The sequence below is a fragment of the Psychrobacter sp. TB20-MNA-CIBAN-0197 genome, assembly GCF_040309765.1.
Classification (GTDB): domain Bacteria; phylum Pseudomonadota; class Gammaproteobacteria; order Pseudomonadales; family Moraxellaceae; genus Psychrobacter; species Psychrobacter submarinus.
In genome coordinates this window covers 16,795-31,106 of record NZ_JBEOPC010000038.1, presented here as the reverse complement: position 1 = coordinate 31,106, position 14,312 = coordinate 16,795, and the positions used below count along the sequence as shown (strand labels likewise).

The 14,312-nt window shown below is 43.5% G+C and carries 13 protein-coding genes and 1 rRNA gene; 4 read left to right on the top strand and 10 right to left on the bottom strand.

Annotated elements, in window-relative coordinates; all coding sequences use genetic code 11:
• Both AAEY83_RS11385 and AAEY83_RS11380 read right to left on the bottom strand, forming a co-directional pair.
• Nucleotides 1–720 (bottom strand): 16S ribosomal RNA (locus AAEY83_RS11385); the annotation flags it as partial.
• 872 nt (nt 721–1,592) lie between these two features.
• A complete protein-coding gene (locus AAEY83_RS11380; RefSeq protein ID WP_227501892.1) occupies nt 1,593–1,733 on the bottom strand; it encodes an ESPR-type extended signal peptide-containing protein in 141 nt (46 codons plus the stop codon).
• Between the two features lie 244 nt (nt 1,734–1,977).
• On the opposite strand from AAEY83_RS11380, the gene AAEY83_RS11375 reads away from it, so the two are divergent.
• Both AAEY83_RS11375 and AAEY83_RS11370 read left to right on the top strand, forming a co-directional pair.
• A complete protein-coding gene (locus tag AAEY83_RS11375) occupies nt 1,978–2,607 on the top strand; it encodes a response regulator (RefSeq protein WP_025644053.1) in 630 nt (209 codons plus the stop codon).
• A gap of 453 nt (nt 2,608–3,060) precedes the next feature.
• Nucleotides 3,061–4,866 (top strand): ATP-binding response regulator, encoded by a 1,806-nt coding sequence (locus AAEY83_RS11370; RefSeq protein WP_198013328.1) that lies wholly within the window; start codon nt 3,061–3,063, stop codon nt 4,864–4,866.
• Nucleotides 4,867–4,963: 97 nt separating this feature from the next.
• Here the strand turns inward: AAEY83_RS11370 and pssA are convergent, their stop codons facing one another.
• Nucleotides 4,964–5,908 (bottom strand): CDP-diacylglycerol--serine O-phosphatidyltransferase, encoded by a 945-nt coding sequence (gene pssA / locus AAEY83_RS11365; RefSeq protein ID WP_227501906.1) that lies wholly within the window; start codon nt 5,906–5,908, stop codon nt 4,964–4,966.
• Nucleotides 5,909–5,917: 9 nt separating this feature from the next.
• Nucleotides 5,918–6,814: a 23S rRNA (adenine(2030)-N(6))-methyltransferase RlmJ gene (locus AAEY83_RS11360; protein WP_025644060.1), complete on the bottom strand. Its 897-nt coding sequence runs from the start codon at nt 6,812–6,814 to the stop codon at nt 5,918–5,920.
• 146 nt (nt 6,815–6,960) lie between these two features.
• Here AAEY83_RS11360 and AAEY83_RS11355 point away from each other — a divergent pair, with 146 nt between their 5' ends.
• The gene (locus AAEY83_RS11355; RefSeq protein ID WP_025644062.1) at nt 6,961–7,716 is read left to right on the top strand and encodes a 2OG-Fe(II) oxygenase; all 756 of its coding nucleotides are present in this window, start codon (nt 6,961–6,963) and stop codon (nt 7,714–7,716) included.
• A gap of 53 nt (nt 7,717–7,769) precedes the next feature.
• Entirely contained in the window at nt 7,770–8,981 is a 1,212-nt protein-coding gene (dapE, locus tag AAEY83_RS11350) for a succinyl-diaminopimelate desuccinylase (RefSeq protein WP_025644064.1), read from the top strand.
• Nucleotides 8,982–9,058: 77 nt separating this feature from the next.
• Here dapE and AAEY83_RS11345 read toward each other — a convergent pair whose 3' ends face one another.
• The 6 genes from AAEY83_RS11345 to AAEY83_RS11320 all read right to left on the bottom strand — a co-directional run bounded on the left by AAEY83_RS11345 (nt 9,059) and on the right by AAEY83_RS11320 (nt 13,918).
• Nucleotides 9,059–9,637 (bottom strand): GyrI-like domain-containing protein, encoded by a 579-nt coding sequence (locus tag AAEY83_RS11345; protein ID WP_025644066.1) that lies wholly within the window; start codon nt 9,635–9,637, stop codon nt 9,059–9,061.
• A gap of 58 nt (nt 9,638–9,695) precedes the next feature.
• Nucleotides 9,696–9,905, bottom strand: a complete 210-nt coding sequence (iscX, locus tag AAEY83_RS11340; protein ID WP_011279849.1) for a Fe-S cluster assembly protein IscX — start codon at nt 9,903–9,905, stop codon at nt 9,696–9,698.
• 158 nt (nt 9,906–10,063) lie between these two features.
• Nucleotides 10,064–10,609 (bottom strand): acyl-CoA thioesterase, encoded by a 546-nt coding sequence (locus AAEY83_RS11335; RefSeq protein ID WP_025644073.1) that lies wholly within the window; start codon nt 10,607–10,609, stop codon nt 10,064–10,066.
• 283 nt (nt 10,610–10,892) lie between these two features.
• On the bottom strand, nt 10,893–12,293 hold the full coding sequence (locus AAEY83_RS11330) for an NAD(P)(+) transhydrogenase (Re/Si-specific) subunit beta (RefSeq protein WP_025644075.1): 1,401 nt from the start codon (nt 12,291–12,293) through the stop codon (nt 10,893–10,895).
• Nucleotides 12,290–12,628 carry a proton-translocating transhydrogenase family protein gene (locus AAEY83_RS11325; RefSeq protein WP_051397413.1) on the bottom strand — a complete coding sequence of 113 codons (339 nt, stop codon included), beginning with the start codon at nt 12,626–12,628 and terminating at the stop codon, nt 12,290–12,292. Before AAEY83_RS11325 ends, AAEY83_RS11330 begins: the two co-directional genes overlap by 4 nt.
• 129 nt (nt 12,629–12,757) lie before the next feature.
• A complete protein-coding gene (locus AAEY83_RS11320) occupies nt 12,758–13,918 on the bottom strand; it encodes an NAD(P) transhydrogenase subunit alpha (protein ID WP_025644079.1) in 1,161 nt (386 codons plus the stop codon).
• Nucleotides 13,919–14,312 lie beyond the last annotated feature (394 nt).

Genomic DNA, 14,312 nt, shown 5'->3' with positions numbered 1-14,312 from the left:
CATCGGTATTCCTCCAGATCTCTACGCATTTCACCGCTACACCTGGAATTCTACCTTCCTCTCACCTATTCTAGCCTGACAGTATCAGATGCAGTTCCCAGGTTAAGCCCGGGGATTTCACATCTGACTTATCAAGCCACCTACGCTCGCTTTACGCCCAGTAATTCCGATTAACGCTTGCACCCTCTGTATTACCGCGGCTGCTGGCACAGAGTTAGCCGGTGCTTATTCTGCAGCTAATGTCATCGCTAACGGGTATTAACCGTTAGGTCTTCTTCACTGCTTAAAGTGCTTTACAACCAAAAGGCCTTCTTCACACACGCGGCATGGCTGGATCAGGGTTGCCCCCATTGTCCAATATTCCCCACTGCTGCCTCCCGTAGGAGTCCGGGCCGTGTCTCAGTCCCGGTGTGGCTGATCATCCTCTCAGACCAGCTACAGATCGTCGCCTTGGTAGGCCTTTACCCCACCAACTAGCTAATCCGACTTAGGCTCATCTAATAGCGAGAGCAACAAGTTGCCCCCTTTCTCCCGTAGGACGTATGCGGTATTAATTCGAGTTTCCCCGAGCTATCCCCCACTACTAGGTAGATTCCTAAGTGTTACTCACCCGTCCGCCGCTCGACGCCTGGGAGCAAGCTCCCATCGTTTCCGCTCGACTTGCATGTGTTAAGCCTGCCGCCAGCGTTCAATCTGAGCCATGATCAAACTCTTCAGTTTAATCTTGCTTGAAGTCTTCACTATAAATAGTAAGACGACTTCTAATCTTGGCTCATTTAATCTGGCAAATCGCTAAAAATTATGTTCGTAATGAATTAACTTTGAGTTTTTCTGCTGATTAAATGATAATTTTTATAGTTAGAATAAACTCCGAAAAGAAGTTCAAACCAACTTTATTTTTAGCATTCTTATCTCAGCAAAAATCCACACAAGTTGTTCTTTAGTTCTGATTTTAAATAGTGTCTCTTTACTGTCGTCCAGTTAAAGAGTTATAAACTAATAACTAAGCAATGTGCTTATTGTTATTAGCGAGCTGACTATCATATCATGTTAATTATGTTTGTCAAGCTTTTTTATAATTTGTTTCAGTAAGTTAAGAGGCTGATTTGACTAAGTTATTTAGTCTCTATCTCGCCCTATCCCTTAATGAGGTGCGTATTATAGACGGTTTAAATAAGTTGTCAAGAGATAAATTATTTTATTTTAAATTAATTTAGTAGGCTGGATCATTACTTAATAGCTACGCTATTAATGTGTTAGTCAGTGGTAAACCACTTTCTGATCCGCCTTCCCTTTCGACTGGGTGGCATTATACGCGCTTTGCTCTGTCCGTCAAGCTTAAATTTGGGTTTATTTTGGTTTGGTTTAAGTCTATCGGCTAAGTGTTATTGATTTCAACAGCTTAGCACTAGAATTAACTCTATCTATTATCAAGATATAGTATTAGTAGACCTAGCACAATAGTAATAGGCCTACTTATTCCTCAGTCAATACAGTCTTACTTAATCGAAGGTATAGCTTATACCGACATTACTACCATTTAGTGGTCTTTAAGAATGCTACTACAAATAGCATCTTACTTATATAGAACATTAAATTTTATCGTGACTAGTTACCCCAGTATTAGTACTCACTGAATTACTATACCTACTACCTGATTTGGCAACCTCCTTCACTGCTATATAACAGTCTGTAGTACGGTTAGAGAGGACACGATAAATATGGTTTAGCATAATAAATTCCTTTTTATTGCCTTTCCTTTGTTACTAAAGCTGCTACACTATCTATGACATGTCAAAAAATGTTTAATTATAAATATATTCGTTAACTTGAATATATTAAAGTAATTTTTTCAAACGCTAATTAAATAATATGTTATTAACTGTAAGTTAGAAATTTTTATGAAGTGCAGGATAAGTGTATTAATCATAGCGAACGCTAGGTAAATATAGACAAAGCAGCTAATGGATAAAGTACATGAAAACAAGAAAAATTGTCTTATTGGTGGATGATCATGCTCTATTTAGGGCGGGGCTGCGTCTCATTCTGAAGAATAAAATAGACGCTGACATTATCGAAATTGAGAAAATCAGCGATGTGACAAGTCTTACAGAAGAAGTCGATGTAATATTACTAGATATTTGTCTGCCAGGGCTCAATGGCATCGACGGTATGACTATTCTGCAACAGCGCTGGCCTAAAGCGCGTATTATGCTTTTGTCTGCTACGAATAATCATGAAGAGATCAATAGAGCATTAGAGCTAGGTGCTTGTTGTTTTTTGCATAAAAATTCTAACTCCACTCTCATTTGTAATACAGTACAGTCACTATTAATGAGCCGCTTACCAAGTAAAAGCGAATCTTTCCAAACACCGCACTCTCCTATCGTTACTCAAGCAAAAACTTTGCTAAGCACTCGGCTATTAGAAGTATTAGCGCTTATGGCAGAAGGTCATAGCAATAAATATATCGCTGATAAGCTGTCTTTAAGTGAAAACACAGTGCGTAATCATATCGCCACCTTGATGGATCATTTCGAAGTCCACAACCGCACCAAAATCATTATTGCCGCTCAACAAGCCGGTTATCTCGCTAGGCCAGAATGAACATAGCTTTTTGGACATAAGGGTCTTTGCAAGAGTTTTATATAGCACTGATATGGATTATTGACTATGTATAACGACGATATCGAAACTCTTCCTAGCATAATCCCGAGCACCTATAATCATAAATTAGTTTTAGCCGCGCAGATTAGACTGCTGCTTAGGAGCTTACCTTTAACACTCTTAGGCATTATTTTTATCAGTCTTTGTTTTTTTGCGACTATGTTTGTCACTTATGATTTGAGTGAAAATCAGCAGACGTTAAATACTATTTGGATGATATATCATACGATAATCGTAGGCGTACTCTGGCTTTGTGTGAGACTTATCCTTAGTAAGCCTAATACGTTAGATGTTGAATTTTTGAAGAGAGTATTTGCAGTTTTGATTCTGTTTTTTTCTGCAGTAATGGTTGTTTGCCTACCTATATTTATCGCTATGCTGCAGCGTGTGCCTATGATGGAGATCAATGCGGCCAAACTACTGATTGTCACTTGGACATTTTTTCATTTTATTATTCTTTATATCTGTTGGTCGAGCTGGCAAAAAATTAGAGCTTTAGCACAGCAAACCACAGATGAAAACACAAATGATAGTACCAAACCAAAACAAAGCACGACTTTAAATAGCCTTGACTATCAATTACCTGATAATTATGTCAGCTCTTTTTTTACTTTGACTTATGAGGTGCCGCAGTCCACCTCTAAAAATAACGATCATTACTTAGCGCATTATGCGGTCTATAGCGTTCTTTTTATTTGCACTTTGGCAATTGCTTGTCTTTGGGCGCTTGCTATTGGCAAAGCCTTTATGACCAATATTGAGAACTCCACGCAAGTTATTATACTGCTAGGGTTGCATTTGGGTATTATGAGCGGAGGAATCTCAAGCTTAGCTATATTTTGGCGCGTCTACATTGCTTATGTATTACCGAGTGTGTTCATGTGGGTGTTGTTACTCGCCTATATAGACGGGGCCGAGTTTAGTATTTTAGGGCTTGCCGTTATAGGTCTGCTGTTTTTCAATATTTTCTTTGCCAAGCATACCTCTATCAATACGCTAAAAGCTATCTTGATCTATTTAGAAAACAATAACCTAGTAGCGCAGCTACAGATAAAGACTCGAGAAATAGAAAAAGTCAGTTCAGCCAAAACTCAGTTTTTGGCGGCAGCCAGCCACGATCTGCGTCAGCCAATACAAGCCTTAAGCTTATTTATTGAAGCGCTTAAGGATACTAATCTTGATAGTCAGCAAGCACAAATCGTAAATTACGCCAGCTCTGCTAGCCAATCGAGTCGTGAGATGCTCAATTCGGTGTTGGATTACGCGCATTTAGAAAGTGGCGCGATGACTCCTCATTTTGTTGCAACTGAGCTCAATAGTATTCTGCAAAACTTGGTCGATGAGTTTAGTATACAAGCCCAGCATAAGCAGCTGTCTTTACGCCTCAAACCTACTACTCTGTGTGTCATGACCGATCCTATCATGCTGGCACTGATATTAAGAAACTTAATCAGCAACGCCATACGCTATACCAATAAAGGCAGTGTGTTGATTGGTGTGCGTAAATTATCTACAAATCACTCCTCTTTGACGCTAGAGTACTGCCGTATCAGTGTATGGGACACAGGGAGCGGCCTAACGCCGCAAGAGATTGAGCAGGCATTTAAGTCTTTTCATCAAATAGAGCGTAATAATGTGACAAATCAAGGATTAGGACTTGGGCTGGCTATCGTCAAAGGTATGACTGAGTTATTAAAAGCAGATCTAGAGGTAAAGTCTACGCTGCACCAAGGATCCCAGTTCTCTATCGTGCTGCCTATCTGCGAAAAAGATGATGAAAACATCTTCTATAGCAATACTGCCGTCAATCATCTGTCAGGAAAGACGGTATTAGTAGTCGATGACGACAATATTTTGCTCAAATCAATGCAACTGTTATTGGAGGTTTGGGGCTGTAAGACTGTTGCTGCACAAACCGTAGCACAAGCGCTCACAGCTTTTAAGGTGCATCAACCTGATATTGTCATCTCTGATTATCGCTTAGCTGACAAAGAAACTGGCGAGGAGGTCATTATCGCTATTCAAAACGCTAGCAGTACTGCTCTTTGCCACTCAGCGTCCTTTATTCTACTAACCGCCAATACTTCACCTAAGCTCCTCAAAGCGACAAAAGCGGTCAATCCAACTATCCTACATAAACCTATAGACCCGCTTATTTTACGTCACCACTTACAACAACTCGCAGCAAAGGCGCTATAGAACAAACTATCGTTATCAGCCTATATAAGAAAAAGCCGCCTACTAAGCAAGCGGCTTTTGATCCATAGGTAACGGGATTTGTAATACGATATCGTTTTTAGAGCTTCGCTTTTATCGTCGTTACTATACCTGATAACGCGTAGATAACGCCGATAGCTAAGATACCAACAGGAATATCATAAATAAGAATACTTAGAACTAGAACGGCAACGATCAAAGCGACAAAAGGCACTTTCTTTTTATCGAACTCTTTAAAGCTATAGTACTTAACATTACTGACCATCAGCAAACCACAAATCACCACCCAAGCGGCGAACAAAATCATAATTAAGGTGTCATATTGACCCACCCATTCATTGTGGTCAATGGCAACCATGACGGCTGCGGTGACTAAGATCGCCGCTAAAGGACTAGCAAGGCCCACAAAGTACTTTTTATCGACGATGCCCACTTGCACGTTAAAACGCGCCAAACGAAACGCGCCGCAAGCCGTAAAGACAAAAGCACAGCCTAAACCAATACGGCCTAAAGGCTCTAGGGCAAAGCTATAGACCAAAATCGCAGGCGCGATACCGAAAGCCAACAGGTCAGCTAAAGAGTCATACTGCTCACCGAACGGGCTTTGCGCGTTGAGCATACGCGCTACTCGTCCATCGGCACCATCCAAGATAGCTGATAAAAATATCGCTAAAGCGGCTTTATAAAACTCGCCACTGGTGCTCGCTAAAATCGAATAAAAGCCAGACAACAACGACAAGGTGGTAATCAAATTGGGGGCCAAATAGACACCGCGACTCACTACTTGCTGACCCTCGGCACCTTCTGCCTCAATGACTTCAAAGGTGAGGCCTTCATAATCGTCATTATCTGCTAAGCGAATGTTAAACTCATGCTCGTCGAGATAAGGCGGCTGCGTGGCGGCACTATCACTAATATGACCTAAATTATCATTGAGCGGCAGCTCAGCTGATTTTTCAGTAACACCAGTAGCTTGATTATCGATAATTTCGTCTTTATTACTAATGCCGTTCTCCATACTCATAACCTATCCTTATTCGCCGACCAGCCAGCGTACATTGGTCGCGCTATCAGGGGTCATGTTTGGTGCATCAGCAACTTTAAGCGCAGGCTGTAAAAAGCGTAATATCTCGCGCGCATGATTATCAAACTGCCAAGGCGGATTAATAACCAACATACCGGTACCATTTAGACCAACGGCCACATCGTTTGGATAGATATTAAGCTCACAGATAAGCTGGCGCCTAATATCGGTACGTTTGAGCTTTTTGTAGAATAGCTCAACCGCGTCAATATTCTTAATCGGGAACCACAGCGCATAAGTTCCTTGTGGCCATTTGTTATAGGCAGCTACTAGTAGATCGATGAGACGAGTGAAGTCCTTGTGCTCTTGCTCATAAGGCGGATCAAGAAATATCAGGCCGCGTTTCTCTTTTGGCGGTACAACTGCTGTAATGCCCTCGAATGCATCGCGATGATGAATACCAATCGGTAGCTTATGCAGCTGATAGTTCAGTGCATCGTACTCACTTGCCTTAGCTTCAAAAGCCTCACCGCGCACGCTACTATCTGGCTTTTCAATCGAGGTTTTTTCGATATGATGAGCAATCCACCAAGGCGAACCTGGATAGACTTTATTGTCATAGGTAAAACGCGCTTGCTTGATGCCTTCCATATAGTCTTTGACGGCAGTAGGCGCTTTTTCCATATCTAAGTTTTCAGCTTTTAATAACGCTTGGATACCGCCTTTGGCTTCCTCTGTTTTACGCGACTCTTCGCTTGCCAGCGAATAAAGGCCTCGACCACCGTAAGCATCGAGAGCATAAAAAGGTTTGTTTTTTTGGCTTAATTGATTGAGCAGTTGCACAAGCAAAATATGTTTCACCACATCGGCGAAGTTACCCGCGTGGTAGGCATGTTTATAGTTCATAGTCTCAAAAGTTTAAATAACAAGAATTGCATCTATGGTAGCATAGGAAGCCTAAAAGATAACGTGGGTTTTGGTAATTAGACGTTGATTGAACGTTGATAAGCGCTAATAGCACTTTAGTAATTCGTAAAGAGTGACGGTACAATATGGCAATGATTACTAGCAATCTTAAGATAACGCCCCTCGCGGTTGATAAGCCTATAGGCATGGATAATCCGCCGCAGCTTACGCCAGATGATAAACAAGGCGCAAGCACTGATGGCTTAACCCAACGCCTCTTGCAACTGTCTGACTTTGAGGTCGACTGGGCGCATAGACTCAGCGATAGCGCGCTTGATAAACTGGTTGCGGATGGATGGATGGTACTCGATGATGTTTTTGCAGATAAAGCCTTGCTTGCCTTGCAGGCGGAAAGTGGCTTTATTGACTACCGTGAAGCTGAGCTTACCGCTGGCATTCGGGTAAGCAATATTCGCGGTGATAACATTCGCTGGATCACCAAGGACTTCTTTGCTGGGTTTTATTACCTACAGGCTATCAATGCGCTATCGGCTCTATTGAACCGGACGCTATTTACTGGTATTCGTCATAGTGAGGCGCATTATGCCTGCTATCCACCTGGCTTTGGCTATAAGTGGCACAGTGACAACCCGGCAGGCCGTGATGAGCGCGTGATATCTGCGGTATTTTATCTCAACGACGACTGGGAAGAGATAGACGGCGGCGCGGTTGAAATTGTGGATAATCACAGCGTCCATCATGAAGTCATGCCGCTTGCCAATCGCTTAATTATCTTCAATAGCGACCTACAACATCAAGTGCAAACCGCCCATCGTCAGCGCTATTCTATTGCCACGTGGATGCGCCGTGACGGTTTAGTGCCTTTTGTTGAGGAAGGTTAGTTATCCGTTGAATTGTTTATTCTAATAAAATTACTTTTAGTACAAGGTTTCTTATGTCAGACAATAATAACAAAAACGTCTTAGCGCAAAACCATCAACAAGCCACGCTAGATCTGAGCATTGAGCTACTTGAGCGTCCTTCAGTCACGCCAGATGATGATGGCTGCCAAGATATATTGTCAGCGCGATTAGAGCAAGCAGGCTTTGACTGTGAGTTTATGTACTTCGGTGATAGAGACAAAACAGGCGAGCATGCTGAGGTCAAAAACTTATGGGCACGGCGCGGCGCGGCTAATCCCGTGATTTGCTTCGCCGGTCACACCGATGTCGTACCAACTGGTGATGTGAATCATTGGACCTATCCACCCTTTACGCCAACTATAGCGGATGGCTATCTATGGGCGCGCGGTGCCGCTGATATGAAAACCGGCATCGCGGCTTTTACCATTGCAAGCGAGCGTTTTGTCGCGAGTCACCCTGAGCATAAAGGCTCAATAGCTATGCTGATTACCTCAGATGAAGAAGGCCCCTCAATCAATGGTACGGTGAAGGTTATCGAAACCTTGGAAGCTCGCGATGAAAAAATAACTTACTGCCTAGTCGGTGAACCTTCAAGTACCAATACCCTCGGCGATATTATCAAAAACGGCAGGCGTGGCTCGTTAGGAGCAGAGCTGACGGTCACAGGTAAACAAGGTCACGTCGCCTACCCGCATTTGGCTAGTAATCCGATTCATGCGGCAATGGCAGCACTAAGCGATCTGACTGCTGCTGAATGGGACTCTGGTAACGACTACTTCCCTGCCACTTCCTTGCAAATCTCTAATATCAACAGTGGTACGGGCGCGACCAACGTCATTCCTGAAACACTAGAAGCTGTATTCAACTTTCGTTTTTCGACTGAAACGACTGAGGAAGAACTCAAAGAAAAAACCCATGCGATATTTGACAAGCATTTTGCTAATAGTGACGCCAGTTATGATATTCATTGGAAATTATCCGGCAATCCGTTCTTAACGCCCGAAGGTAAACTGGTTTCCGCTTGTCAAAATGCGATCAAGTCAGTAACTGGTACTGATACTACGCTTTCTACTTCGGGCGGGACATCCGACGGCCGCTTTATTGCTCCTACTGGCGCGCAAGTGGTTGAGCTTGGCGTGCGTAATGCCACTATTCATCAAGTTGATGAAAAGGTCGAAGTCGATGACTTAGGAAAACTGGCGCAGATATATGAAGGAATATTAGAGAACTTATTGCTAGATTAACTGTGTAAATAGAATTGAAAAATAAAGAAGCACCAGTAACCAATTGCTGGTGCTTTTTGTTAGCTGATGATTTATTTTCACTTAATGCCGATATAGAGATCCAGCTGCCCGTATTCTAAATTACCACCGATATAATGCTCAAAATCGACATTATAAGTGCGCGTGTGTTCGCAGTCTGGGTTATGGAAGTACTCCCATGCTTTCTCCCACGCATTCATCACTGTATTGGGCATTCTACCCTCTTCGGTAAACACTAAATACTTACCTGCAGGGATAGTCACCGTAATGACATCACTACCATGAGCGGCACTTAAAATATTCTCAGGGCTAAGAACGTTACTGTCTTTGCTATCTTTACTGCTCTCTTCGCTGCGCTTATTACTTTCGCTACTGTCCTGCCCTGCTGTCTGCTCGCTCTCTACTTTCCAACTAGCGACCACATCGAAGGCACCGACTAGATCCTCGCTCTCATAGTTATGAAAAACGCCATAAATATCCTCACCCTCGTCCAGGTGACTGACATGGTTTTGATAAAACTTTTGCCATAAACGGCCAAGTTTCGCGGTCTCAAAACTAATTTCAGCATTATTAGTAGTACGCACGCTAATGCCTTTACAAACTATCGCCTCCGATAGCTCTTTGACTTGTGAGCTCATAGTGTTTCCTGATGCATATTAAAGAGTTGATTACCAATACTTTGCAAGTAAAGTCAACTTAATCGGCTTCATCTATCCAGTTCATCTGAATCGCTTCCAAGATGCCTTCATTTGAGCGCTGCGGATCATCATCAAAGCCTTCTAATTCCGTCACCCAGCGATGCAAATCGGTAAAGCGTATGTACTGCGGATCAGTCTCTGGAAATTTTTCATAAAGCTCGATTGCGATATCTAAGCTGTCGGTCCATTTTAATTTTTGTGGCGTCATAACGGTACCTTTTTTTAGTCGTTTTAGAAATAGTAGTGTCGCCTTAGTATTGGCGATTTGATAGGCTCTATCCTACCAAAATTCAGCAAATGATTATAGCCAAGTTGTTTTACCCTGTTATTGTCAGTACGCTTTCTTCGTGCTGTTTTTGACATTATCTATGCTGACTTGGCCGACTTAACCGCGACTTGGTGCTGATTCCAACTATCAATGACATCGCTTAGTTTCTTACCATTCATATCTAGCACACTTGACTCGCATTTATTGCCTTGCTTATCTTTTAGTACAAACTTGGTCATCCCAACGCCCATCAGTTGGCTTTTGACAAAAAAGCGGCTTTCAAAGTAGATATACTTGTTATCCCAGCCGGCAAGTACACTACTGACCGTCATTTTATCCAAAAACTTAATCTCTTTAAGATAGATCATCTCTTGCATAGCGATGACCCAGTTTAAAGGCTTAATACCCTTTTGATGGACACAAGCCATGAGCCAACGGGTAATATTGAGCTCAATAAAGGACAAGTACCGATAATTGGGTAGGTGATCGCGAAAGCCCATATCATGCGGTAGTACTCGATAATGGCGAACAATTGGCGCGCTCAACGCCTCGCTATCTAGGGTTTTATTATCACTCTTTTCTTGCTGCTTGAGCTGTTGTTTGAGTAAGCTTGTCATAATAAAAAAACGGATTAACATATTCATAGGGAACTCTTTTCGCGTTTGTTCTGTGTGTTATAGTCGATTCTAAATAAAATAGATATATGGTTTTTAGCCGCGGAACTGGTATAAATTTTACTGGCGTGCTGTGCCTACGCAGACAGAGGCTGCATAACTAATATTTAAACAAAAGCATCCCAGTCCCGCTGTGTCGTTTTTATAATGAACTCACTATATAAGTGAAATAATGGCGCTATACCATAACGCAAAAAAGCCACCGGAGTGACTTTTTTACTGGAAATGCTTATTAAAAAGTACTAATAGCTAATTAATGACCGCCGCCATTGATACTGCGTACCATCTCTTCCACCATTTTCTTGGCATCACCAAAGATCATCATAGTCTTATCCATGTAGAACAGACTGTTATCTAGACCAGCATAGCCTGTGCTCATTGAGCGCTTGATGACCATTACCGTTTGCGCTTTGGTTACCTCTAAGATAGGCATACCAAAGATTGGTGACGTGGGATCGTCTTTGGCTGATGGGTTGACCACGTCATTAGCACCAATGACTAGCACCACATCAGTACTTGGGAAGTCTGAATTAATCTCATCCATCTCCAAGATATCATCATAAGGAACGTCAGCCTCTGCCAATAGTACGTTCATGTGACCGGGCATACGACCGGCAACCGGGTGAATAGCAAAGCGTACATTGACGCCCTCTTCTTTTAGTAGCTCATATAGCTCTTTGACCGCATTCTGTGCACGGCCTTGCGCCATACCATAACCCGGTACGATAATGACGTCGCTAGCATTAGACATAAGAAAGCCTGCATCTTCTGCTGAGCCTGACTTATAGTTCTTTGGCGCGCCGTCATCAGCGCCGCCTGCCACCGCTGCACTGCCCATTCCGCCGAATAAAACGTTAATCAATGAGCGGTTCATCGCCTTACACATAATATAAGATAAAATTGCCCCTGATGAGCCGACCAGTGAGCCTGCAATAATTAGCATCGAGTTACCTAAGGTAAAACCAATACCTGCTGCAGCCCAACCTGAGAAGGAGTTAAGGAGCGACACAACTACGGGCATATCACCGCCGCCAATTGGCGCAATCCACATCCAACCAAAGGCGATCGCTAATACAGTCATAATGTAGAAGGCAGTGAGCGAATCAGTAATAAAGTATACTGCGCCAAAGCCTAGCATCGCGATAAATAATAGCGCTTGCACGGGCTTAACCCAGCCGCCATTGACCGTTTTTGCCCAACTTTTTGCGGCAAGTTTACCAAAGGCAAAGACCGAGGCTGAGAAGGTAATCGCACCGATGAAACAGCCAATAAATAGCTCTAAGCGGGTGACCGTATTGTACTCTTGATCAGAATGTAATACCGTTGCCAAAGCAATCGCTACTGCCGCCAGGCCAACTAAGGAGTGCATCAAAGCCACGGTTTCTGGCATTTGTGTCATCGCTACCGTTTTTGACTTCCAAATACCAACCGCTGCGCCTAATACCATGGCACCAATGATCATCCACATGATCGGACCTTCGGCCAAGAAGAAAGTGGTGATAACGGCAATAGCCATCGCGACCATACCCAAACGGTTACCGCGGATAGCGGTCTTTGGGCTTGAGAGTCCACGTAAGGTCAAGACAAATAAAATAGCGCCAACTAAATAAAACCAGTCCGCATTAGTGGCGATAAAGTTTGTTAAATCACTCATGCATCACCTCCATTATCCGTTTTTACCACTGGCGCTTTTTTGGGTTTAGGTTTGAACATTGATAACATACGCTCCGTCACTGAAAAGCCGCCAAAGATATTGATACTGGCTAAAAACACAGCAAAAGCACCGATCAAACTCGTCGCCGTAAACACTTGGTTATCGATAACGACGGTCTGCAAAATCGCCCCAACAATTACAATACTAGACAATGCATTGGTAACTGCCATCAAAGGCGTATGCAGCGCTGGAGTCACACCCCAAACCACGTAATAACCCACAAAGATCGCGAGTACAAATACGGTAAAAATTGCGACAAATGGCGTGCTAGCCATAGCGGCGCCAGCTGGCGCGGCTGCTAAAATAGTGGCAATCATTTTATCCTCCTAAAATTTATTCATTACTGACAGATTCATTAGTGATATAACAAAGACTCATAGCTGAGTAACTCAGTAGTCAGCCGCTTAGCGCTTCGCCAATCGTACTTGACCCTCATGGGTCACTGCCAGCGCGCCTTGAATCTCATCTTCCATATCTAAATGAAGCGCCAGTTGGTTCGGTGCAGCGTCAGTATTCGCATCATCTTCAGCAATCAAAGTCGTGATAAAGTTCACTAAGTTATTGGCATAAAGATCTGAGGACTGCGCGGCGAGCATAGATGGAATGTTTGCCGCACCAACGATACGCACGCCGTTGTCTGTAGTGACCGTCTCATTAGCAACTGCGCCTTCAACGTTGCCGCCGGTGCCCGCTGCCATATCGATCAGCACGGAGCCGGCTTTCATCTTATCGAGTGTGGTCTTATGCACCAATCTTGGAGCGTCACGACCTGGTATCTGCGCGGTGGTAATGACGATATCAGCGCCGCTTAGCGCTTTATCCACCACTGCCGCTTGATCTTTCATATACTGCTCTGAGGGCGTCCATGCATAACCGCCGGTTGCTTTGGCCTTTTGCGCTTCTTCCTCACTCATCGGTACATCTAGCCATTTACCGCCAAGCGACTCGACTTGCTCGCGTGCAGAAGGACGCAAATCACTTGCTTCAACCACAGCGCCTAGACGCTTGGCCGTAGCAATCGCTTGCAAGCCTGCTACGCCGACGCCTAAGATGACCACTTTGGCAGGCTTGACGGTACCTGCTGAGGTCATAAACATAGGAAAAGGACGTGAGTATTCATTGGCTGCTAAGAGCACCGCTTTATAACCGGCAAGGTTGGCTTGTGAGGATAAGACATCCATGTTTTGCGCGCGCGACAAGGTACGTGGCAATAGCTCCATCGCAAATACAGTCGCGCCTTTGGTCGCATAAGTCTCTAGCTGAGTATTACGGTAAGGATCTAGCATACCCACGACGATTTGCTTAGGCTTTAGCGTCTCGGTGAGCTCAGCTGGCAAGTCACTGATAGTGGTAATAATTTGCGACTGCTCAACCACCTCAGCGCTGCTGCTAGCAATATCGGCTCCAGCCGTCTGATAGCTGTCGTCTGTATAATAGGCTGCAAGACCTGCGCCTGACTGAACGACGACCTCAAACCCATGTCTACGCAGTTTTTTGACCGCGTCTGGGGTTAGTGCTACGCGGCTCTCAGTTGTGCTGTCTGCACTGATAACACCGATTTTCATATCGTCTCCTTACATGCAAATACTTGACTGATCACAAGCTTTGGCTTTATGGCTATATTGAGTGATAAAATAGTGGGCGCAAAAAAAACCCTGCTCAGCTCGTACTCTGTGAAGTAAAGCACTGAGCAAAGATTATCAATTCCCTAAATGATAATACTATCTTCATCATCTGTTTTTATTATAGAGACATCATCCCCTACCTTTCATTGTTTAATGATGACTCATAAGTAAATAAAAAGTTAGAGGTCGCGTCTGGGCTATAACTTTTATTGTTATATCAGAAAATTATTGACAATAATAGCCGTGTATACATTCTATTTTTTGCATATATTGCTGCTTTGAGCGCACCGATGGTTTACTTAGTCAATGCCTATCCTCTATCGCTATAGGTTTA

Bases quoted from the DNA above. Each gene is read 5' to 3' on its own strand.
- AAEY83_RS11325 (WP_051397413.1), bottom strand. From the start codon at position 12,628: ATGGCTAGCACGCCATTTGTCGCAATTTTTACCGTATTTGTACTCGCG.
- AAEY83_RS11330 (WP_025644075.1), bottom strand. From the start codon at position 12,293: ATGAGTGATTTAACAAACTTTATCGCCACTAATGCGGACTGGTTTTAT.
- AAEY83_RS11370 (WP_198013328.1), top strand. From the start codon at position 3,061: ATGATGGAGATCAATGCGGCCAAACTACTGATTGTCACTTGGACATTT.
- iscX (WP_011279849.1), bottom strand. From the start codon at position 9,905: ATGACGCCACAAAAATTAAAATGGACCGACAGCTTAGATATCGCAATC.
- AAEY83_RS11355 (WP_025644062.1), top strand. From the start codon at position 6,961: ATGGCAATGATTACTAGCAATCTTAAGATAACGCCCCTCGCGGTTGAT.
- AAEY83_RS11320 (WP_025644079.1), bottom strand. From the start codon at position 13,918: ATGAAAATCGGTGTTATCAGTGCAGACAGCACAACTGAGAGCCGCGTA.
- AAEY83_RS11380 (WP_227501892.1), bottom strand. From the start codon at position 1,733: ATGCTAAACCATATTTATCGTGTCCTCTCTAACCGTACTACAGACTGT.
- AAEY83_RS11335 (WP_025644073.1), bottom strand. From the start codon at position 10,609: ATGAATATGTTAATCCGTTTTTTTATTATGACAAGCTTACTCAAACAA.
- AAEY83_RS11375 (WP_025644053.1), top strand. From the start codon at position 1,978: ATGAAAACAAGAAAAATTGTCTTATTGGTGGATGATCATGCTCTATTT.
- dapE (WP_025644064.1), top strand. From the start codon at position 7,770: ATGTCAGACAATAATAACAAAAACGTCTTAGCGCAAAACCATCAACAA.
- AAEY83_RS11345 (WP_025644066.1), bottom strand. From the start codon at position 9,637: ATGAGCTCACAAGTCAAAGAGCTATCGGAGGCGATAGTTTGTAAAGGC.
- AAEY83_RS11360 (WP_025644060.1), bottom strand. From the start codon at position 6,814: ATGAACTATAAACATGCCTACCACGCGGGTAACTTCGCCGATGTGGTG.
- pssA (WP_227501906.1), bottom strand. From the start codon at position 5,908: ATGAGTATGGAGAACGGCATTAGTAATAAAGACGAAATTATCGATAAT.